We start from the raw sequence: 20,385 nt of genomic DNA, 5'->3' as shown, positions 1-20,385 counted from the left end.
GGTAAGACTGAAGGAGGTCTTGAACCTTGGTGAGAGATAAAATTGTAGTAAAAGGGGCCCGTTCCCATAACTTAAAGAATGTGAATTTGGAAATCCCGCGTGATAAATTTGTCGTTATGACGGGCTTATCGGGTTCGGGTAAAAGCTCCTTAGCTTTTGATACTTTATATGCTGAAGGACAACGGCGCTATGTAGAAAGTCTATCGACGTACGCTCGTCAATTTCTCGGTCAGATGGATAAGCCGGATGTGGATTCGATTGAAGGTTTGAGTCCAGCCATATCGATTGACCAAAAAACCACCAGTCAAAATCCCCGGTCTACTGTTGGAACTGTAACAGAAATTAATGACTATCTGCGTTTATTGTATGCGCGGGTGGGGGTGCCTTATTGTCCACACCACCATATTCCCATTGAACGACAAAGTGTCGAACAGATGGTTGATCGAATTCTTGAGTTGCCAGAAGGAACTAAAATACAACTATTTGCTCCACTAGTTCGAGAACAAAAGGGACAACATAAAAAAATATTTGAAAGAATTAATAAAGAAGGTTTTGTTCGCGTAAGAGTCGATGGCCAGGTTTATGATGTGATGGAAGTACCTGAGCTAAATAAAAATGCGAAACACACAATTGAAGTAGTCGTTGACCGGATTGTAGTTAAGCCGGGAATTCGGTCGCGTTTATTCGACTCAGTAGAGATCGCTCTCAAACAAGCTGATGGGTATCTAGTGGTTGATGTGATTGAGGGTCAAACCCTTTACTTTAATGAACATTTTGCTTGTCCTCACTGTGACTTCTCGGTGGATGAGCTCGAACCTCGTCTTTTTTCTTTCAATGCACCATTTGGTGCTTGTCCAGATTGTGATGGCTTAGGTTCACGTTTAACGGTGGACGAAGATCTTGTTGTGCCGGATCCGAATCTCACATTAGCCGAAGGGGCAATGTCAGCTTGGAATCCGATATCGTCAACCTACTATCCATCAATGTTGGAACAATTTTGCCAACAGATGAAGATCCCTATGGATATTCCTTATCGTCAACTTAGTTCAGACCAACAAGAATTAGTGAAATATGGGTCGCCGGATAAGCTTTTTAAATTTCGCTATCAACCTATGATGTCGAAAGGAAAAATGAAAGAAGTTGAAATGAATTTTGAAGGCGTGATGAATAATATTAGTCGTCGCTACCATGAAACAAATTCAGATTTTACGCGTGAAACTCTAAGACAATATATGACAGAGCTAGAATGTCCAACTTGCCACGGTCAACGGTTAAATGAAGTCGCCTTATCGGTTAAAGTGGGCGAATTGAATATTGCTCAAGTTGCCGATATGGCAATTGGACAAGCTTTAACGTATTTTAAGGAGCTTACTTTCCCTAAAGCTAAACAAATGATAGCCAAACCTATTATTAAAGAAATTGTGGACCGTTTGGAATTTTTGAATAATGTGGGGCTCGAGTATTTAACGCTTAGTCGGGTGGCTGGCTCCTTGTCAGGTGGCGAAGCACAGCGGATTCGTTTAGCTACTCAAATCGGTTCAAACTTAAGTGGGGTTCTATATATTTTAGATGAACCGTCGATTGGCCTCCATCAACGAGATAATGGCCGTTTGATTGATTCCTTGAAGAAAATGCGTGATTTAGGCAATACCTTAATCGTTGTTGAACACGATGAAGAAACTATGTTGAGCGCAGATTATATTATTGATATTGGCCCTGCTGCGGGTGAACACGGTGGCCAAGTTGTAGCTCAAGGCACGCCAGCGGAAATCATGAAAGATCCTAATTCCTTAACTGGTAAATATCTTTCTGGTCAAGAACGAATTGATGTACCAAAGGTCCGTCGTCAAGAGGACCGAGGCTGGGTGTCCGTGAAGGGGGCTCAGGAAAATAATTTACAAAATGTGGATGTAGCTTTTCCGATTGGTCGTCTAACTTGCGTGACGGGAGTTTCTGGCTCAGGAAAAAGTACCTTGGTCAATAAAATTTTGAAGATTGCTTTAACCAAACAGTTAACCTCAACTAAGGAGCGACCAGGAAAATTTGAATCACTTTCGGGTTATGAGGGGCTAGAGAAAGTGATTGATATTGATCAAACCCCAATTGGCCGGACACCGCGGTCGAATCCGGCGACTTATACGAGTGTTTTTGATGATATTCGAGACTTATTTGCTCAAACAAACGAAGCTAAAGTTAGAGGTTATAATAAGGGTCGCTTTTCTTTCAACACCAAGGGGGGGCGCTGTGAAGCCTGCTCTGGTGGAGGAATTAATAAGATTGAGATGCATTTTTTACCTGATGTTTATGTTCCGTGCGAAGTGTGTGGCGGTAAGCGATACAATTCTGAAACGTTAGAAATCACCTACAAAGGTAAAAATATTGCCCAAGTATTAGAGATGACCATTGAAGAGGCCGTTGAATTCTTTGCGGCGGTACCAAAAATTAAGCGTAAGTTGCAGACCTTGTTAGATGTAGGACTAGGCTATGTAAAACTGGGACAGTCAGCGACGACTCTTTCTGGCGGTGAAGCACAACGGATGAAATTAGCGGCTGAGTTGCAGCGGGTTTCTAGTGGCAACACCTTCTATATTTTGGATGAACCTACGACTGGTTTGCATCAGCACGATATTCGTAAACTTCTCGAAGTAATTAATCGCTTAGTTGAAGCCGGTAACACCGTGGTCATTATTGAACATAATTTAGATGTCATTAAAACGGCTGACTATATTATCGATATGGGACCTGAAGGCGGCGCTAAGGGAGGTCAAGTGGTAGCAACAGGGACTCCTGAAGAGGTCGCAAAGGTGAAAGATTCGTATACGGGTCACTATTTGAAAGATTTATTAAAATAAATGAATGAAGGACTAAGGAAGGATCAATAAATCCATCCTTAGTCCTATGTTATTTTCTGCGAGTATTGGCATAATGAAGACAGTAAGCGTGGTTGTGAATAACTTAGTCAATATGTTTTCTAGGAGGAAACGTCATGAATGAAAAAGAACGAATTATTGAACTGGTCAAAAAAGAGGTTATTTCGATGGAAGAGGCTTTGCGATTATTAGAAGCTGAGGCGCAAAGAACCAAGTCAAGCCAAGGTAAAACTCAGGTTCAAGTTGATAAGACTTCATTAACGGATCAAGAAGCAGCAGATTTTCTTGAAACAGTCAATGGTTTATCAACTAAACTGGATCAGCTAATACAACAGAAAGAGGCTGTAGAGCAAGACTTATTGATTACTCGCCAACGGCTTCGTGAATTTGAGGTGTTTGCCGAATTAGAAGAATTGTCGGATGAAATGCGTGAAAAACAAAATGGCTTGATGCAAGAAAGCCAAACGCTTGAAGGGCAAGTGACTCAGTTGGAAGCAGACATCCAAGCGACGCAAGTTCAGCTTGATTCCCAAAAACCCGAGGCTGAATTTCGGCAAGAGTTTAAACGTTTAGTCAGTCAAGCGAGTGAACAAGTAGCTGAAGTAGCTAGTCAGTTCTCGGTTGAAGCGGTTAAAGAATCGGGACGTTTAGGTCAAAAAATGAAAGAATTTAGCCGTAACTTTAAGCTTAAAGATATTCATATTGATGATGCTAAAGTCAAATTAAAAATGCCTTGGGTGAAGACCAGTCAATTGGCCCATACCTTTACTTTCCCAAGTGAAGGGGTAGACTTTATTGATGTCGATTTGCTGAATGGTCAAGTTCGAGTGGAAACCTATGAAGGGAATCAAATCGAAGTCGTTTCGAATCTTAGTTTCTATGGTGATCATGATGAAGTGAGTCCCCAAGCCTTTGAAGACTTAGCCACTATTTCTTGCCAGGATGGACACCTTGTTTTCTGGGTGAAGACGCCTCGCCTAGCTGTCGATGCCACTATTCGCTTGCCGCGACGCCAGTATCAAAGTGTGAAGCTAGCTACAACCCATGGTGACCAATTCATTGACAATCTAACCGTTAAAGAAATGAAGTCAGCTAATAAAAATGGTGATTTAACAATTAAACAAAGTCAAACTGATTTACTTGATATTAATCATTTGAACGGTGAGACTCATCTTGAAGATAATCAGATTAAAGATATTGTCTTTGCTAATTTTAATGGTAATTTGCGAATCAAAGGCGCTTTTGAGACTTTGACAGCCGATTCAGTCAATACGCAATATTATATCACTAAGACGGATCAAGCCCCTGCCAATATCAAATTAAAGACTGCCAATGGTGATATCAAAGTAGCCATTCCAATAGCCCTGTCTTTCAAGGCAGATGCACATTACCATTTCGGACAATTGAAACATCGCTTTACTGATTTGACTTCTGAAACTATTGGTAAAGAAAAGGGTCAAATAGAACGACACAACGATCAAAATCAGTCTCAGGTATTATTGAGTTTAGAAACGGTGCGTGGCACAATATATTTGAAAGATCATCAAAATTAAAAAGGAGCGAAAAACTATGTCAACTTACAAACGGATTTACAAATCTTCAACGGATAAGAAAATTATGGGTGTGTGCGGCGGTTTAGGTGAATATTTCAATATTGATCCAACGATTGTGCGGGTTTTAGTAGCTGTCTCAGTTGTTTCAGGTTTACCTGCCATTCTGTATTTTATCTTAGGTTTTGTGCTTCCATATGATTATGAAGTTAAAGCGAGTGGCATGGGACGTCAATCGTTTGTCAATCCCTCTAAAAGCACTAAAGTAAGCTATCCTGAATATACAACGGATACCCGTAAAAATGAAGAAGACGCTTGGGGCGACTTCTAAATCAATGACTCACTAAGCCAGAAAGGAGCAAGTTCTATGAAAAAATTTATGCTGAATGCCTTGTTGTTTATGGTGATTGCAGCTATTTTACCAGGTGTTCATCTAAATGGAATTTTAGCTTGCTTCATCATGAGTTTTGTCTTTGCTTGTTTAAATGCCATCTTGAAACCTATATTAATGATTTTGACTTTGCCTCTAAATTTTCTGACACTTGGTTTATTTACTTTTGTTGTAAATGGCATTGTCCTCTATGCGGCCAGTGGTTTGGTAAGTAATTTTTCAATCGATGGTTTATCCTCTGCCATCCTAGCTTCGATTCTTTTATCACTTGGGCAAGCTTTCTTCCATGAAAAGGAAAAGAAGCCAAGTCGTGGACCAGAGATTTATGGGCGCGATGGTCGTCGCCTATAACCTTTAAATTGATTTGAAAACAGTTAAATAGTTAGAAAAGAACCGGTTTTCCTTGAATAGTGCCCATTTAGTGTGTGCTCAAGGACAACCGGTTTTCTTTATATAGGATGCTAAGTGAGTATTCTTTAGCTAAATTTTAATCCTGTGAATAGTCATCTAGGGCTGAGTGTGGTAACATCAAAGAGTATAGTGTGGCCGATTGTGTCAAAGACCAAGGGAGGTTGAAGCCATGACAGCAGTAACAGTGAAAGAATTAGTAGATACCCTAGATATTGATATCGCTTATGGAGAAGAGTTTGAAGATCGGATTATCGTTTCCAGTGAGGTCGCCCGGCCAGGTTTGGTCTTAACCGGCTTTACGCAAGTTTATCCTCATGATCGGGTGCAAATTATCGGGAAGACTGAAATGGCATATATCAATTCCATGACCAGTCGCCAACGCAGTCAAATTTTTGAATTGATGTGTCGTCCCGAAACACCAGCTATTATTGTCTCGCGCGGAATGGAAGTCCCAGAGGAATTAATCGCACCAGCTATGGCCTGCCGAATTCCCTTATTGACCTCACGATCTAAATCGAGTCGTGCTTTAGCCAACATCACCAATTTCTTGGAAGGACGTTTGGCTGAGCGTTTGTCCAAGCACGGTGTTTTTGTCGAAGTTTTTGGCATGGGTGTTCTCTTGGTTGGTGCAAGTGGTGTCGGAAAATCTGAGACGGCTTTAGAGTTGATTCAACGTGGTCACCGTTTAGTGGCTGATGATCGAGTTGAACTCTTTATGTTAGATGAATTAACCTTGATGGGTGAAGCGCCAGATATCTTACAAAACTTATTGGAAATTCGCGGACTAGGCATTATTGATGTCATGAGTTTGTACGGGGTAGCCGCAATTCGACGCGATAAGAAGCTTGAAGTGATTATTGAACTCGTGATTGATGATGGATCAGTTGAATATGATCGTTTGGGCTCATTACGCGATTATGAAACAATTTTTGAAGTAAAAATACCGAAAATACGTATTCCTGTTAAAACGGGGCGGAACTTAGCCGCTATTATCGAAGCAGCTTCAATGAACTTTAGGGCAAATCAAATGGGCTTTGACGCCACCGAAGCGTTTAATAAGAAGTTAGATGCTTTGATTATGAAAAATACGAAAGGCTAAACAGTCATGAAGAGTATATTTTTACTGATGTTTAGTTGGGTCATTGATCCGGTTGCTTTTGAACTGGGTCCTTTTTCGGTTAGATGGTATGGAATTATCATAGGCTGTGGCATTCTCATAGCCTATAAAATGTTTAGTCAACAAGTTAAAGAACACGGCCTTGATCTTGAGTGGGCTACAGATGTGATGTTTTGGAGTATTCTCTTGGGGTTTGTTGGAGCGCGACTCTATTATGTCCTTTTTCGTTGGGATTACTATCAAGCCCATCCTGACCAAATTATTCAAGTCTGGCAGGGGGGCTTAGCCATTTATGGTGGGGTCTTAGTGGGCGGTTTAACCGCTTATTTATTAACGAAGCGGGCCCAGATATCTGCTCGTTTGATGGGTGATATGGCTGCTCCAGCCTTGATGGTTGCTCAAGCAATTGGTCGCTGGGGGAATTTTGTTAATCAAGAAGCGCATGGGGGACCAATTCAACGATCCCTATTGGCCGCTTGGCATTTACCTGAATTCGTGATTGAACAGATGAAGATTGAAGGGGTGTATTATCATCCAACTTTTTTGTATGAATCAAGTTGGAATATTATGGGTTTAATCTTACTTTTCATCTGTCGGTCAAAGTTCAAAGGCTATAAACAGGGCGATACCATGGCATTTTATTTAATTTGGTATGGTATCGGTCGGGCAATTATTGAAGGTTTGAGGACTGATTCGCTCTATTGGGGGCCCATTCGTGTTTCGCAGGGCTTGTCGATTGTTTTAGTTGGTATTGGTTTTACTTTAATGATCGTTAATCATCGGCGTCAAACTAAAGAATTTAATTAAAAGGAAGAGATTAAATGAAAGTTGCAGTATTGGGAACAGGATCTTGGGGAACAGCCCTTGCTCAATTATTGGTTGAAAATGGTCACCAAGTGGGTTTCTGGGGACGAGACCAAGAACCAGTAGAGGAAATAAATCAAAATCATACCAATCAAGCTTATCTTAAAAACATTAGCTTAAATCCAGCCTTAAAGGCTAGCCAGGATATGCGGACTGTGCTTGAGGGTGCACAAATGATTGTATGGGTTTTGCCGACGCAGGCTATTCGCCCTGTATGTCAACAAGTTCAAGACCATCTTCGCAGTCTGAATTCTTCAATGAAGCCCCTCTTGGTTCATGCGACCAAGGGATTAGAGCCGGGAACCCATTATCGAATCAGCCAAGTCATGGCGGAAGTAATCGACCCTAGCTTATATCAAGATATCGTTGTGTTATCAGGACCGAGTCATGCTGAAGAAGTGGCGCGACATGATTTAACTACAGTGACTGCTGCATCTCATTCTCTTGAGGCAGCTGAAGTTGTTCAAGAGGCCTTTATGAGTCCGTATTTCCGTGTCTATACTAATCAGGATGTTATAGGGGTGGAATTAGGGGCGGCCTTAAAGAATATTATCGCTCTTTGTGCCGGTTTAATAGCTGGTGTGGGCTACGGGGATAATGCTAAAGCGGCTTTGCTAACTCGAGGTTTAGCTGAAATCTCACGTCTAGGGATTAAAATGGGTGCCGATCCATTAACCTTTGCTGGTTTAAGTGGGGTTGGTGACTTGGTGGTTACCTGTACGAGTCCTCATTCGCGTAACTGGCAAGCGGGACAATGGTTGGCTAAAGGCTATTCACTGGAAGAAACGGTCGAGCGTGTTCAAATGGTAGTTGAAGGGGTTTCGACTTGTGCTGTTGCTTATGAATTAGCCCAGGAACTTGGTGTAGAGATGCCGATTACCCAAGCTTTATACGGTATTTTATATCAAGGGAAAGACGTAAAAACGAGTTTACAGGCCTTGATGATGCGACAAGGTAAGCAAGAAGCTTCCTTAAGTCATCATTTACAGTCAAAGGGGGAAGAATAGTTGGAAAATAATACACTTGAAAAAGAAGTAGTGGATGTCGTTGTCATAGGGGCTGGACCGGGTGGATTAACGGCAGCCTTGTACGCCTCACGAGCTAATTTAAAGACTGTGATTTTAGAAAAAGGAATGCCAGGTGGTGAAATCAATAACACAGCTGATGTAGAAAATTATACTGGCTTCTCGTTAATAGCGGGTCCTGAGCTAGCTCAACAAATGTACGATTCAGCTATGCGTTTTGGTGCCCAACATATCTATACCGAAGTGACAGGTATTGAATTAGACGGCCAAGATCGCTTAGTCTATACTCGTGATAAAGTCTATCAAACCAAGGTAGTCATTATTGCTACCGGTGCTCAACATCGTAAATTGGATGTTGAGGGAGAGGAACGTCTCAATGGACGCGGGGTTTCCTATTGCGCCGTTTGTGATGGCTTTTTCTTCCGTGATAAAGAATTAGTTGTCGTGGGTGGCGGCGATTCGGCGGTTGAAGAAGGCGTCTATCTAACTCAATTTGCTAAGAAAGTGACGATTATTCATCGTCGGGATCAATTGCGAGCGCAGCAAGTATTACAAGATCGCGCTAAAGCGAATCCTAAAATTGAATTTGTCTGGGATAGCGTGGTTGAAGCGATTGAAGGCCAGGATAAGGTTGAAAGCCTACAAGTTCGTCATGTCAAGACCAACCAAGTGTCGACTTTGAAAGCAGATGGGGTCTTTGTCTATGTCGGCTTGATTCCAAATTCAGAGCTCTTTAATCAACTGGGCATTACGGATGCTGAGGGTTGGATTATCACTAACGAAAAGATGGAAACAGCTGTAGACGGTATTTTCGCTGTTGGAGATGTTCGCCAAACGCATTTGCGTCAAATAGCAACGGCTGTGGGTGATGGGAGTCATGCTGGTCACATGGCTTATCAATATATTACAAGTTTGAATGATTAGTAAATTTAGCAAAGCTTGTCATAAGTGGTCTGCTTGTCAATGAGGCTAGCTGTTTTATCAAAAAAGTGGTATTATTTTACTGGATATTATCTCAGACTTGGACTAGAATAGTTCCTATTGAGACGATTAAAGGAGGCTAAACTCTGTGAGTTGGCAAGAAGAATATGAAAAATGGCGGGCTTATCCCGACTTAGATCCAAAATTACAAAACGCTTTAGCGGAAATGACTGATCAAAACGAGATTGAGGAAGCCTTTGCTGGCCCTTTAAGTTTTGGTACAGCCGGAATGAGGGGCTTACTAGGGCCAGGGCTGAATCGGATGAATCGCTATACCGTTCGTCAGGCTACTGAGGGATTGGCCCAATGGATTTGCCAAAATGGAGAAACGGCCAAACAACGAGGCGTAGCTATTGCTTATGATTCTCGTCATGGGTCGGCCGATTTCGCTATGGAAGCGGCCTTAGTGCTTGGATTCCACGGCATTAAATCCTATGTATATGAAAGTTTAAGGCCCACGCCCGTCTTGTCGTTTGCGGTACGCCATTTACAAACTTATGCGGGCATTATGATTACAGCTAGCCATAACCCGGCTGAATATAATGGTTATAAGGTTTATGGAGCAGACGGTGGCCAAATGCCTCCTGAAGAAGCAAGCCAAGTAACAGCACATATTCGCCAAGTAACCGACCCACTTACGGTTCAAGTGGGTAACAAAACAGAGTTGCTCGGTTCGGGTTTAATCGAAATTATTGGCGATCGAGTAGACCAAGCCTATTTAACTGAAATGGAATTGGTCACTATCGATCGCGACTTAAACGTGGCTATGGCAGATCAAGTGAATATTGTTTTCACCCCTCTTCATGGGACAGGTGGTATGCTAGGAATGAAAGCTCTCAATCAAGCGGGCTTTGATAATATTCATCTGGTTGAAACTCAAGCTAAGCCAGATGGTGATTTCCCGACGGTTAAGTCACCTAACCCTGAAGTAGAGTCAGCCTTTGATGTGGCCGAATTGTTGGCTAAAAAAGTCCAAGCAGATATTATTTTGGCGACTGATCCAGATGCTGACCGCTTAGGTGCTAAAGTCTTAACTAGTGAAGGTCAGTATCAACTTTTAACAGGAAATCAACTAGCTTGTTTGATGTTGGATTATATCTTAGCGGCCAAAAAGGCTAAGGGTGAATTGCCTAGCCATGGTGTCGTGTTAAAATCAATGGTGTCGACTGATTTAGCCGAGTCTATTTGCCAACATTATGATGTAGAAATGGTTGAAGTCTTGACAGGCTTCAAGTTTATCGCTGAGAAAATTGCTCAATATCAAGAGGACGGTTCGCGCGAATTTTTAATGGGCTTTGAAGAAAGCTATGGTTATTTGATTAAAGATTTTGTCCGGGATAAGGATGCTATTCAAGCTTTAGTGGTTCTAGCTGAATTAACCGCTTATTATAAACGGAAGGGTCTTAACTTGGCTCAAGCATTGGAAAATCTTTATCAAACTTATGGCTATTATTATGAAAAAACAATCTCCTTATCCTTCCCAGGCTTAGCTGGACAAGAACAAATGAAGGCGATTATGGCGCAAATTCGTCAAGATAGACTGACTTCATTTGCTGGAATCCAAGTACAGAATCAACTGGATTACTGGCGTGGGTTGATGACTACTCATGAAGGCAAAGAAATCAGTCTGGATTATCCTCAAGCAGATGCTTTGAAGTATCAATTAGAGGATGGTTCATGGGTAGCTTTTCGTCCAAGTGGAACAGAACCTAAAATTAAATTATATTTGGGAACCAAAGATCAAAGTATGGAGGCTGTGATTAATAAAGCCCAAGCCTTGGAGCAAGCTGTTCGTAACTTGATTAATCAAGATTAAATAAGTATTTAAGGGATTTTGTCTGAGTCGAAAGACTAGACAAGATCCTCTTTTTTGTCTATTTTAGTAAGGTGATTATGAGAGCATACCCCTTAGTTTTATTCTTTGTGCTATAATAGGGCTGAGAATTCATAAAGAAAGAGGCGAAGTCCAATGTCTGATGTATTAGAATTAGTGATTATTACGGGTATGAGTGGGGCAGGTAAGACAGTTGCTGTCCAATCATTTGAGGATTTGGGCTACTACTGTATTGATAATATGCCGCCTAACTTGTTACCGACTTTCTGGGAGTTAGTTAAGGAATCTGGGAAGATAACCAAAATTGCCTTAGTCATTGATTTACGGTCGCGCGATTTCTTTAATGAATTGGAAAATGTCATCTCGGCTATGGATAATACACAGTTTATTACTACTCGGATTGTCTTTTTGGAAGCCAATGATCAAGCTTTAGTGTCACGATATAAAGAATCAAGACGGAATCATCCATTGGCAGTAGAGGGGCGCATTCTAGAAGGGATTCAAAAAGAACGGGAATTACTAATGGATCTTCGTGCGCGAGCTTCTATTATCTTTGATACATCTAAGATGTCACCGCGAGAACTTCGCAGTCAAATCACTCAGAAGTTTTCAAAAGGGGATGAGAATGGTTTCCATGTGGAAATTGTCTCCTTTGGATTTAAATATGGAGCTCCGATTGATGCAGATGTGATGATGGATGTGCGTTTCTTACCAAATCCCCATTATATTGCTGAGTTACGCCCAAAAACAGGCTTGGATCCCGAAGTCTATGAATATGTGATGAAACAATCGGAAACGCAGCAATTCTACACTAAATTTGTTGAATTAATTGAAATTTGCTTGCCCGGTTATAAGAAAGAAGGCAAGTCAAGTGTCACGATAGCAATTGGTTGTACAGGTGGTCAGCATCGGTCGATTGCTTTAGCGGAACGTTTAGCCAACCATTTGAAGAATGACCACTATAAAGTGAACATCTCCCATCGAGATCGCTATAAAAAGAAAGAGAAAGCAGCAGGTCTATGAGTGAACAAATTAAAGGAAAATATAAAGTCTGTGTGATTGGTGGCGGAACCGGTCTACCAGTTATTCTAAAAGGCTTAAAAAAACTAGATGCTGATATATCGGCGATTGTGACCGTTGCAGATGATGGTGGGAGTTCGGGGACAATCCGGAACTACATCAATGTGGTACCACCGGGGGATATCCGAAATTGTATGTCTGCTCTGTCGCAAGCCGATCAAATGATGATTGACTTATTTCAATATCGTTTTAATTCCGAAGATGATTTCTTAGCAGGTCATGCTATTGGGAATCTCTTAATTGCGGCTTTGAAAGAAATGCAAGGATCTTTATCGGAATCGATTGACATTCTTTCTGGTTTCATGAAGATTCGCGGCCAAATCCTACCAGCTGCGCCAGAACCCTTAGTTCTTAATGCCTTGTTTGAGGATGGAACCTTGGCGATTGGTGAATCTAAGATAGCCCAGCACCGCAAAAAAATTCAAGAAGTTCTAGTGACAACGATGGCGGGTGAGGAAGCGATTGTGGCATCACCTCGGGTTGTTGATGCAATTCTCGAAGCTGATATGATTGTATTAGGACCAGGTTCCTTGTATACTAGCATTTTACCTAACTTGATGATTAAAGAGATTGGTTATGCAATTTGTTTAACCAAGGCTGAGGTTGTTTACGTTTGCAATATTATGACCCAACTAGGGGAAACTGAGAATTTTACCGATGCAAATCATGTGGAAGTCTTACATCAACACTTGCACCAACGCTTTGTCGACACGGTATTAGTGAATATTGCTGAGGTGCCGAAAGAATATATTTTGCATCAACCAAATCAAGAATATCTCTTGCAAGTTAAGCATGATTTCAAAGGTTTGCGTGAGGAAGGCTGTCGCGTGATTTCCAGTGATTTTCTAAGTATGAAAGACGGCGGAGCCTATCATGATACAGAGAAAGTGGTTGAAGAACTTCGCCACTTGCTTAATACCATCAAATTAAATCGAAAGAATGATAAAGACGATCCCCTAAAGGATTGAATGGAGGAAAAGACGTGACGTTTGCAGCTGAAGTAAAAAAAGAATGTACCTTGCTTGAAGTACATAAAGAACATGCTAAAGCGGAACTTACGGCTTTGATCCGAATGAACGGGGCAGTTAGTTTTTATCAACAGCAATTAATTTTGAATGTTCAAAGTGAAAATGCCGCCATCGCTCGGCGAATCTATTCCTTATTGAAAGATCATTACCAAGCTGAAGGCGAATTGATTGTGCGGCGAAAGATGAAATTAAAGAAGAACAATGTCTATATTGTGCGCTGTCGTCATCAAGTTAAAGAAATTTTAGCGGATTTGAATATCTTTGAGGGCTTTGTGCTTAACCCCCACGTTGATCAAACGATTATGGAGGACGAGCAAAAGAAACGTTCCTATTTACGAGGAGCCTTTTTAGCTGGTGGATCAGTAAATAATCCAGAATCATCTTCCTATCATTTAGAAATCTATTCAAATTATCAAGAACATAATGAGGATATTTGTCGAATGATGAATGACTTTAATCTCAATGCTCGGACCATTACTCGCCGCAACGGTTTTATTACCTATCTAAAAGAAGGTGAAAAAATTGTTGATTTCTTGGCGGTAATTGGAGCCAATCGAGCTATGCTAAAAGTGGAAGATATTCGCATTGTTCGTGATATGCGTAATTCAGTTAACCGTTTAGTCAATTGTGAAAATGCTAATCTTAATAAAGTGATTGATGCATCGCAAAGGCAGTTAGAGGCCATTAAACTCATTGAGGATCGTCAAGGACTGACTAGCTTACCGGAAAAACTTCGCCAAATGGCGCTCTATCGCATGGACAATCCCGATATGAGTCTGCAAGAATTAGGGGATACGATACCCGGTGGTCCTATCTCCAAGTCGGGTGTCAATCATCGTTTACGAAAATTAATTGAAATTGCTGATCAATTAGCTTAAATAAAATGTTTGCTTCCTTGTTTCGGTTATTTATTCATAGCTGAAGAAGAAAGGAAGTAATGGAATGAATCAAGTCTTTTTTGTTGGGCGAATTGTTCGACCTATTGAATTGAAATTAATTGGTCCTCAGCATCGAGTGGTCAATAATACCCTAGCAGTTAGTCGGAATCGTCGCGATAAGGAAGGACGCATGATGACGGATTTTATCCCAGTTATCGCTTGGGATCATGTGGCTGACCTCTTGGATCGCTTTTGCGAGAAAGGACAACGGATTGCGGTCGTAGGACGGATGCAGTCACGGACGTATACGAATCATGATCAACAGTCTGTTTTTGTTGTCGAATGCGTCATAAATGAAATTACCCTTTTAGATCGAATGGTTAAGGATGAACAAGGGCAGGAAGCTGAAATTCATTATGATCCTCATGATTTGCCAGAAGAGGATAAAGAATAGGGAGAAACGAAAACCGCAAGTTTTAGCCAAGAGCTAAAATTTGCGGTTTTTTTATAGTTTGAAAAAAGTCTGTGGCGTGTATTTTATGCTGATTGATGCAAAAATATTAAAATATTGGACAAAAGGTCTGAATTAATTCAAAATATGGATCAAGGAATATTGTATAATAGATGTGCAAGGACTTTGGTCTAGGAAGATAAATTATTATCTAGGAGGAATTAAGATGAATATATTAATGATTGAAGATAATGAATCGGTTTGCGAAATGATGGCCATGTTTTTTGAAAAAGAACAATTTTCGGCAACCTTTCATCATGATGGGGCGCAAGGATACCAAGCTTATAAAGATAACCCAACAATTTGGGATATTGTCATTCTAGATTTAAACTTACCATCCATGGATGGTATGCAAATTTGTCGTAAAATGCGAGAAATTTCAAAAGAAACCCCCATCATTATGCTGACCGCTCAAGATTCTGAAAGTGATCAAGTAATTGGTTTAGAGATGGGGGCAGATGACTATGTTACCAAACCATTCTCTCCTCTCACTTTATTAGCTCGTATGAAGGCTCTTCACCGCCGGGCACATATTGTTGTTAATGAATCAGAAAACCAAGATCAAGACCAATTTAATATCCAAACGGATACGGTTAAAATTAATACTGTAACTAGGGAAGCCTTTTATCATGACCAAGAAATTGCTAATTTGACCCCTAAAGAATTTGATTTATTGGTCATGTTTGCTAAGAATCCTAAACGTGTATTTAGCCGGGAACAATTGTTAAAGAGTATTTGGGAAGATCCATTCTTTGGTGATGAACGAACGGTCGATGCCCATATCAAGAAATTAAGACAAAAAATTGAATTGGTTGGTCCACAAGTGATTCATACAGTCTGGGGTGTGGGTTATAAGTTCGAGGATTCAGGTGAGGCTTAATGAAGTTTCTCTGGCAACAGATTATTGGCTTTCTTTTGGTCATGTTACTAGCTTTAGCCATTGGTGGCTATCGCATGTCCGAGTATATGACCCAAAAAATATATTATGATAAAGAACAGCAATTGTTAAATTATGGGAAAAATATCGTATCAAATAACTTTACACGATCGGATTTACTAAAAGCCAGTCAGCTTTTAGCCAGTGAAAAGATTTTTATCCAAGTTTATCTTGAAGATGGCCGAATTATTTATCCTACCTATGATCAACGCTATGATTCTAACTTGTCCCAAGAAGATTTAGCGACCATTAATTCAGGGAAAGTAGTCGGGTTACGAACCAACCAAGCTTTTGCGGGATCAGAAGGGAACTTGCAGTTTACGACTGTTTATCTTCCTATTAATTATGATGTCGGAGCTTTTCCTGCCGGTTTTATTTCGCTTGGAGCCCCTTTAGATGGGGTTAATAAACAAATTGAAGAAGCTCAGAAAAGCATTCAATGGAGTTTAGGGATTGCGACTGGTTTTGGAATTTTGGCAAGTATTATCTATGCCATGCTTCAAACGCAGAAAATTAAACAACTGCAAACAGCGACGAAACGAGTGGCATCAGGCCAATACGATGTCAAGCTCAATCTCAAGGGTCAAGATGAATTTGGTGACTTAGCTCGTGATTTCCAAGGCATGATTGATTCGCTTTTAGCTAGCCAAGAAGAGATTAAACGACAAGAAAGTTTGAGACGACAATTCATGATGGACGCTGCTCATGAGATGCGGACGCCTTTAACTACTATGAGTGGCTTGCTCGAAGGCTTACAACACGATCTGATACCTGAATCACAACGTGACCGTTGTATGGAATTAATTAATAAAGAAACTCAGCGCTTGATTCGCTTAGTCAATGAAAATCTAGATTACGAAAAAATTCGAAGTCACCAATTTACCTTGAATAAACAATTAATCAATGGCCGAGAATTCTTTGCTTTAATCCGCCAGCAGATGGAAACGAAGGCAGCTGAGAAAAATGATACGGTTCGCTTTGAGGTAGACTCTGATTTGGTGATTTGGGCTGATTATGATCGTCTGGTACAGATTGTTATTAACTTAACAACTAACGCGATACAATTTTCTGAAAATGAAGAGATTTTGCTCGTAGGTAAAAATCAGCCTGATGGTGTTGTGATCCAAGTGATAGATCACGGGATAGGGATTGATGCTTCGCAAATCAAGAGTATCTGGGAACGCTTCTATAAAGTTGATATTTCGCGCAAGAATACTAAGTTTGGCGAATCGGGTATTGGTCTATCGGTTGTTCATTCGTTAGTGGATGCGCATGGTGGCACAATTGATGTTGAAAGTGAATTAGGCAAGGGCTCGACCTTTACCATCAAATTACCCCATGCCCCACAAGAAGGGCATGACGACCAAGCCGAAGTTGACAAAAATATTGTTAAGAAAAGAAAATAAGAAATTAAAAAAATTCTAGGCTTTTGCAAACTTTAGTGGTATCATGCTTAATAGCATTGTGAATGTTATTAAAGGAGAATATAGTATGAGTAATAAAGTTAAGGCCCTAGTTCTTCTTGTGCTAGTTTGCCTTTTAGTGGGTGTTGTGAAGTTATATTCATTTATGGACAATCGTCACGCGGGCTCTCAACCCCAAGTGAGTAGTCAGCAAATTCAATCAATTCAACATGATTTAAATCAGCTCTATTTAAATGATAAGAAAGATTTTTTGAAAGCAGATATTAAAGCAGAAGATCTTCGTCAAGTTGAAACTAAAGTCGCGTCGCTTAGTGCAGTGGCTCCTGAAAAGTCTCAAATGCAAACGCAATTAGAAGATTTAAAGACCAAGTATGAAGCCTTAACTAAGCTTAATGAATTATTTGACCCTAAAAAGCCAGCCATTAAGGGTGATAAAGTAGCGACTGAGTTGGAACTATTAGAGTCCGTGAAAGAAGACCAATTTAAAGAAGTAAAAAAAGCTATCTACTTTAAGGCTAAATCTTTGGATGCCTTTGAAGTAGCGGTTAATAAGGTTCTAGACAAAGTAGAATTAGGTTTTGGTGGAGTTGAAAAGGCCAATAGTTTATTAGCAGAAATAAAAGCCATTCCTGTGGAAGATGGACAAATTGGTCGCATTGCTAAGAAAATGAAAGAACTTGAGGCTGTTTTAGCTAATATTAAAGATCCTCAAGCTTTGGCTGATTTGGAACAGGAAATTCAAAGTTATATTGCTGATTTCTTAACCAAAGTTCAAGTTATTGCTAAGGAAATTCCGGGCTACTATGACTTACTATTAGTCGCAGTAGAACCATCAGAAAAACTTACTAAAGCTGTTCAAGAAAATCGATCTTTATTTGAAGCAACGTCCAGTGAGTCTTCAACTGAATCTTCCGAGACTCAGGTGATTGAGAGCCATTCATCAGAGGCGTCTTATTCAGATCCTATCTACATCCCACCAACCAATCCAACTAATCCAACCAATCCGCCAAGTACACAGGCGCCAGATCCAGGTACACAAGCCCCAGATCCGGGTACGTCAAATCCAGATCCAGGTACACAAGCCCCAGATTCTACTGCGGGTAATTAAAAAAATAAAATTTAGACGCATTGAGTTTTCTAATAAGTCACTCAATGCGTTTTTTTGTTATAATCAGCTACAGAAAAGAGGGGGATCATAATGAAAACCATCGTATATTTAGCTCATCCACAGATTGATGCCTCACAAAGCCAACAATTCTTGATTCAAGCGGGAACCAGTGCAAGTCAAGTAACCTATGTTGATTTGCAGCAGCAGTTTCAGCAGGATGGTGGTTTTGATTTGCAGGTAGAACGTCAACGCCTATTGGAATATCAACGCATAATTTTCCAATTTCACTTGTATTGGTATCAAGCCCCGGCCATTTTAAAAATTTGGCTGGATCAAGTCTTTGATTTACAGGGAGATTATCGGGCTTTCAAGCAAGCTCTTCAAGCAAAGGAACTCGGTCTAGTGGTTATTGCAGGGGTCAAGGCGAGCCATTATCAATTTGGAGGCCGTGAGGATATCTGTCTTTCTGCCTTGCTGTCACCGTATCGGGCTTTGGCTGGGCATTTTCATATGACCTACTTGCCACCTTTGACCATTCACCAATTTGCATATTTAAGTACTGAAGAACAATATGCTTTGTTTTGGGATTATATTTTGTATTTGCAAACGGGTAAGATTGATGATTTTTCGGCTAAAAGCCAGTTAATCATTCAACGACTTGAACAGTTGCAGGAAAACCAATTGGATTTACCGGCGCTTGAACAGGCGGTATTTGAGTCTTTTGTTGATGAATGTGGGCAACAAGATGAGGCCTTGGCAGACTATCATCGTTTGATGGAAGGATGGTAAAATGATAGAAAATCGTTGGCAAGAAGAATGGTTAGCAAAATGGCTGAAAGGGGCTAAAGATTATCCAACTAGAGCCCTTCTTTGGCAGGCGGTTAGACTTAATCAAGAGCAAAAGCAGCGTTTGCAACAAGTTTCCAATCAGTTGGATGGTCAAATTTGGTCACCCAAAGAGTGGCGTTCATAACTTTTATCGAGCAAAAAAGCCCTCCTAGCCATTCGGCATAGGAGGGCTGAATTCTTTATATACGTTGATATGTTGTAGAAAAGAAGCTAGTCACTTAAGGTGACTAAATAGTAATTTTTCTTTCCGCGACGAACAATGATATATTGGCCGCCGATTGCAATATCGGGACTTAACTCAAATTCGAGGTCGGTAATTTTTTCGCCGTTTAATGAGATGGCCCCATTGGCGATAAATTCACGTGCTTGGCGACGAGAAGGAACCAAACCAATTTCGGTTAACCAAATGACTAGGTTTTGATTTTGGCGTGGGGCAGTAAATTGAGGCATATTTTTGAAGCCTTCTTTAATTTGTTTAGCACTTAAGTTGGCTACATCGCCGGTAAAGAGAGCTTGGGTGATCTCTTGTGCCTCATCTAAAGATGCTTGACCGTGGACAAAACGAGTAATTTCTTCGGCTAAGCGCTTTTGACCGAGTCGAAGATGGGGCTGTTCTTGGACACTTTGACCCAAGGCTTCAATTTCTTCATGACTTAAGAAAGTGAAGTATTTTAAGAATTTAACTACATCTTCGTCTTGTTGATTGAGCCAAAATTGGTAGAACTCATAGGGTGTTGTTTTTTCAGGGTCTAACCAAATAGCGCCACCTGCTGATTTGCCGAATTTAGTACCGTCGGCTTTGAGCATCAAGGGAATGGTTAATCCATATGCTTGTGCTTCATGACCCTCCATGCGGCGGATGAAATCCAAGCCGGCTGTAATATTACCCCATTGGTCTGCACCACCGACTTGTAACTGCACATCGTGGTGTTTAAATAAGTAATGGAAATCAATGGCTTGTAAAATTTGGTAGGTAAATTCGGTAAATGAGATACCCACTTCCAAACGACTAGCCACAATATCTTTACTTAACATTGTATTTACATTGAAGTGTTTACCATAATCACGTAAGAATTCCAATAAGGAAAGTTGGCTTAGCCACTCGTAATTATTGACAATGGTAAAAGAGTTACCGTCTGTTTGACCGGTTAAGAAGAGTTTTTCCATTTGCAAGGTCAATTTGCGGGCATTCTCTTTAACGACATCCATGGTCTGTAAAGTACGTTCACTATTTCGACCTGAAGGATCGCCGATTGATCCGGTAGCTCCCCCGATAATGACGACTGGGCGGTGACCAGCTAATTGAAATCGTTTAAGAACCATAAAAGGAATTAGATGGCCAATGTGCATGGAGTCACCCGTAGGATCGACGCCACAATAAAGTCCAATCGCCTTTTCACTTGTAAGTTTTGCTAGACCATTGGGATCGGTTTGCTGATTGATGGCACCACGCCAAGTCAAATCATCGATAATCGACATCGTATTCTCACACTCCATTTCTTTTAATCGTTTCTTGTCCCCGAGCAT

Annotated in this window: 19 protein-coding genes; 18 read left to right on the top strand and 1 reads right to left on the bottom strand. The window is 40.7% G+C overall.

Going from position 1 to position 20,385, the window contains the following annotated elements:
* Positions 1-26: 26 nt before the first annotated feature.
* The 18 genes from uvrA (at position 27) to EIH20_RS04570 (ending at position 18,982) form a co-directional block, all read left to right on the top strand.
* On the top strand, positions 27-2,852 hold the full coding sequence (gene uvrA / locus EIH20_RS04655; RefSeq protein WP_124058241.1) for an excinuclease ABC subunit UvrA: 2,826 nt from the start codon (positions 27-29) through the stop codon (positions 2,850-2,852).
* A 134-nt stretch (positions 2,853-2,986) separates the two neighbouring features.
* On the top strand, positions 2,987-4,423 hold the full coding sequence (locus tag EIH20_RS04650) for a DUF4097 family beta strand repeat-containing protein (protein ID WP_124058239.1): 1,437 nt from the start codon (positions 2,987-2,989) through the stop codon (positions 4,421-4,423).
* A gap of 16 nt (positions 4,424-4,439) precedes the next feature.
* Entirely contained in the window at positions 4,440-4,751 is a 312-nt protein-coding gene (locus EIH20_RS04645) for a PspC domain-containing protein (RefSeq protein ID WP_124058237.1), read from the top strand.
* Positions 4,752-4,787: 36 nt separating this feature from the next.
* The gene (locus tag EIH20_RS04640) at positions 4,788-5,162 is read left to right on the top strand and encodes a phage holin family protein (protein WP_124058235.1); all 375 of its coding nucleotides are present in this window, start codon (positions 4,788-4,790) and stop codon (positions 5,160-5,162) included.
* Positions 5,163-5,391: 229 nt separating this feature from the next.
* A complete protein-coding gene (gene hprK / locus EIH20_RS04635; protein ID WP_124058233.1) occupies positions 5,392-6,321 on the top strand; it encodes an HPr(Ser) kinase/phosphatase in 930 nt (309 codons plus the stop codon).
* Between the two features lie 6 nt (positions 6,322-6,327).
* Positions 6,328-7,146, top strand: coding sequence for a prolipoprotein diacylglyceryl transferase (gene lgt, locus EIH20_RS04630; protein WP_241152385.1), 819 nt, complete (start codon positions 6,328-6,330; stop codon positions 7,144-7,146).
* A gap of 14 nt (positions 7,147-7,160) precedes the next feature.
* A complete protein-coding gene (locus tag EIH20_RS04625) occupies positions 7,161-8,210 on the top strand; it encodes an NAD(P)H-dependent glycerol-3-phosphate dehydrogenase (RefSeq protein ID WP_124058231.1) in 1,050 nt (349 codons plus the stop codon).
* Complete coding sequence (trxB, locus tag EIH20_RS04620; protein WP_124058229.1) at positions 8,211-9,152, top strand: thioredoxin-disulfide reductase; 942 nt, start codon at positions 8,211-8,213, stop codon at positions 9,150-9,152.
* Positions 9,153-9,297: 145 nt separating this feature from the next.
* The gene (locus EIH20_RS04615) at positions 9,298-11,025 is read left to right on the top strand and encodes a phospho-sugar mutase (RefSeq protein ID WP_124058227.1); all 1,728 of its coding nucleotides are present in this window, start codon (positions 9,298-9,300) and stop codon (positions 11,023-11,025) included.
* Positions 11,026-11,178: 153 nt separating this feature from the next.
* Complete coding sequence (gene rapZ / locus EIH20_RS04610; protein WP_124058226.1) at positions 11,179-12,066, top strand: RNase adapter RapZ; 888 nt, start codon at positions 11,179-11,181, stop codon at positions 12,064-12,066.
* Positions 12,063-13,091, top strand: coding sequence for a gluconeogenesis factor YvcK family protein (locus EIH20_RS04605; protein WP_124058224.1), 1,029 nt, complete (start codon positions 12,063-12,065; stop codon positions 13,089-13,091). Before rapZ ends, EIH20_RS04605 begins: the two co-directional genes overlap by 4 nt.
* Before the next feature lie 14 nt (positions 13,092-13,105).
* A complete protein-coding gene (whiA, locus tag EIH20_RS04600; RefSeq protein WP_124058222.1) occupies positions 13,106-14,029 on the top strand; it encodes a DNA-binding protein WhiA in 924 nt (307 codons plus the stop codon).
* 64 nt (positions 14,030-14,093) lie between these two features.
* Entirely contained in the window at positions 14,094-14,483 is a 390-nt protein-coding gene (locus EIH20_RS04595; protein WP_124058220.1) for a single-stranded DNA-binding protein, read from the top strand.
* A 223-nt stretch (positions 14,484-14,706) separates the two neighbouring features.
* Complete coding sequence (locus tag EIH20_RS04590; RefSeq protein ID WP_124058218.1) at positions 14,707-15,420, top strand: response regulator transcription factor; 714 nt, start codon at positions 14,707-14,709, stop codon at positions 15,418-15,420.
* A complete protein-coding gene (locus EIH20_RS04585; RefSeq protein ID WP_124058215.1) occupies positions 15,420-16,883 on the top strand; it encodes a sensor histidine kinase in 1,464 nt (487 codons plus the stop codon). The genes EIH20_RS04590 and EIH20_RS04585 overlap by 1 nt, the downstream gene beginning before the upstream one ends.
* Before the next feature lie 85 nt (positions 16,884-16,968).
* Entirely contained in the window at positions 16,969-18,009 is a 1,041-nt protein-coding gene (locus EIH20_RS04580) for a cell division site-positioning protein MapZ family protein (RefSeq protein ID WP_124058213.1), read from the top strand.
* A 90-nt stretch (positions 18,010-18,099) separates the two neighbouring features.
* Positions 18,100-18,798 (top strand): NAD(P)H-dependent oxidoreductase, encoded by a 699-nt coding sequence (locus EIH20_RS04575; RefSeq protein ID WP_124058211.1) that lies wholly within the window; start codon positions 18,100-18,102, stop codon positions 18,796-18,798.
* Position 18,799: 1 nt separating this feature from the next.
* Complete coding sequence (locus tag EIH20_RS04570) at positions 18,800-18,982, top strand: hypothetical protein (RefSeq protein WP_124058208.1); 183 nt, start codon at positions 18,800-18,802, stop codon at positions 18,980-18,982.
* 86 nt (positions 18,983-19,068) lie between these two features.
* Here the strand turns inward: EIH20_RS04570 and tyrS are convergent, their stop codons facing one another.
* Positions 19,069-20,337, bottom strand: a complete 1,269-nt coding sequence (gene tyrS / locus EIH20_RS04565; protein ID WP_124058362.1) for a tyrosine--tRNA ligase — start codon at positions 20,335-20,337, stop codon at positions 19,069-19,071.
* Positions 20,338-20,385 lie beyond the last annotated feature (48 nt).

The sequence above is a fragment of the Vaginisenegalia massiliensis genome (genome assembly GCF_900604935.1).
In the GTDB taxonomy this organism is placed as follows: domain Bacteria; phylum Bacillota; class Bacilli; order Lactobacillales; family Aerococcaceae; genus Vaginisenegalia; species Vaginisenegalia massiliensis.
Note: the sequence above shows the minus strand (reverse complement) of the source record. Positions and strands in the feature narration are given on the sequence as shown.

Excerpts from the sequence above, each read along its gene's own strand:
- EIH20_RS04580 (WP_124058213.1), top strand. The coding sequence starts at position 16,969 with ATGAGTAATAAAGTTAAGGCCCTAGTTCTTCTTGTGCTAGTTTGCCTT.
- EIH20_RS04585 (WP_124058215.1), top strand. The coding sequence starts at position 15,420 with ATGAAGTTTCTCTGGCAACAGATTATTGGCTTTCTTTTGGTCATGTTA.
- tyrS (WP_124058362.1), bottom strand. The coding sequence starts at position 20,337 with ATGTCGATTATCGATGATTTGACTTGGCGTGGTGCCATCAATCAGCAA.
- EIH20_RS04645 (WP_124058237.1), top strand. The coding sequence starts at position 4,440 with ATGTCAACTTACAAACGGATTTACAAATCTTCAACGGATAAGAAAATT.
- hprK (WP_124058233.1), top strand. The coding sequence starts at position 5,392 with ATGACAGCAGTAACAGTGAAAGAATTAGTAGATACCCTAGATATTGAT.
- EIH20_RS04595 (WP_124058220.1), top strand. The coding sequence starts at position 14,094 with ATGAATCAAGTCTTTTTTGTTGGGCGAATTGTTCGACCTATTGAATTG.
- EIH20_RS04640 (WP_124058235.1), top strand. The coding sequence starts at position 4,788 with ATGAAAAAATTTATGCTGAATGCCTTGTTGTTTATGGTGATTGCAGCT.
- rapZ (WP_124058226.1), top strand. The coding sequence starts at position 11,179 with ATGTCTGATGTATTAGAATTAGTGATTATTACGGGTATGAGTGGGGCA.
- EIH20_RS04605 (WP_124058224.1), top strand. The coding sequence starts at position 12,063 with ATGAGTGAACAAATTAAAGGAAAATATAAAGTCTGTGTGATTGGTGGC.
- EIH20_RS04590 (WP_124058218.1), top strand. The coding sequence starts at position 14,707 with ATGAATATATTAATGATTGAAGATAATGAATCGGTTTGCGAAATGATG.
- EIH20_RS04575 (WP_124058211.1), top strand. The coding sequence starts at position 18,100 with ATGAAAACCATCGTATATTTAGCTCATCCACAGATTGATGCCTCACAA.
- EIH20_RS04570 (WP_124058208.1), top strand. The coding sequence starts at position 18,800 with ATGATAGAAAATCGTTGGCAAGAAGAATGGTTAGCAAAATGGCTGAAA.
- EIH20_RS04625 (WP_124058231.1), top strand. The coding sequence starts at position 7,161 with ATGAAAGTTGCAGTATTGGGAACAGGATCTTGGGGAACAGCCCTTGCT.
- lgt (WP_241152385.1), top strand. The coding sequence starts at position 6,328 with ATGAAGAGTATATTTTTACTGATGTTTAGTTGGGTCATTGATCCGGTT.
- EIH20_RS04650 (WP_124058239.1), top strand. The coding sequence starts at position 2,987 with ATGAATGAAAAAGAACGAATTATTGAACTGGTCAAAAAAGAGGTTATT.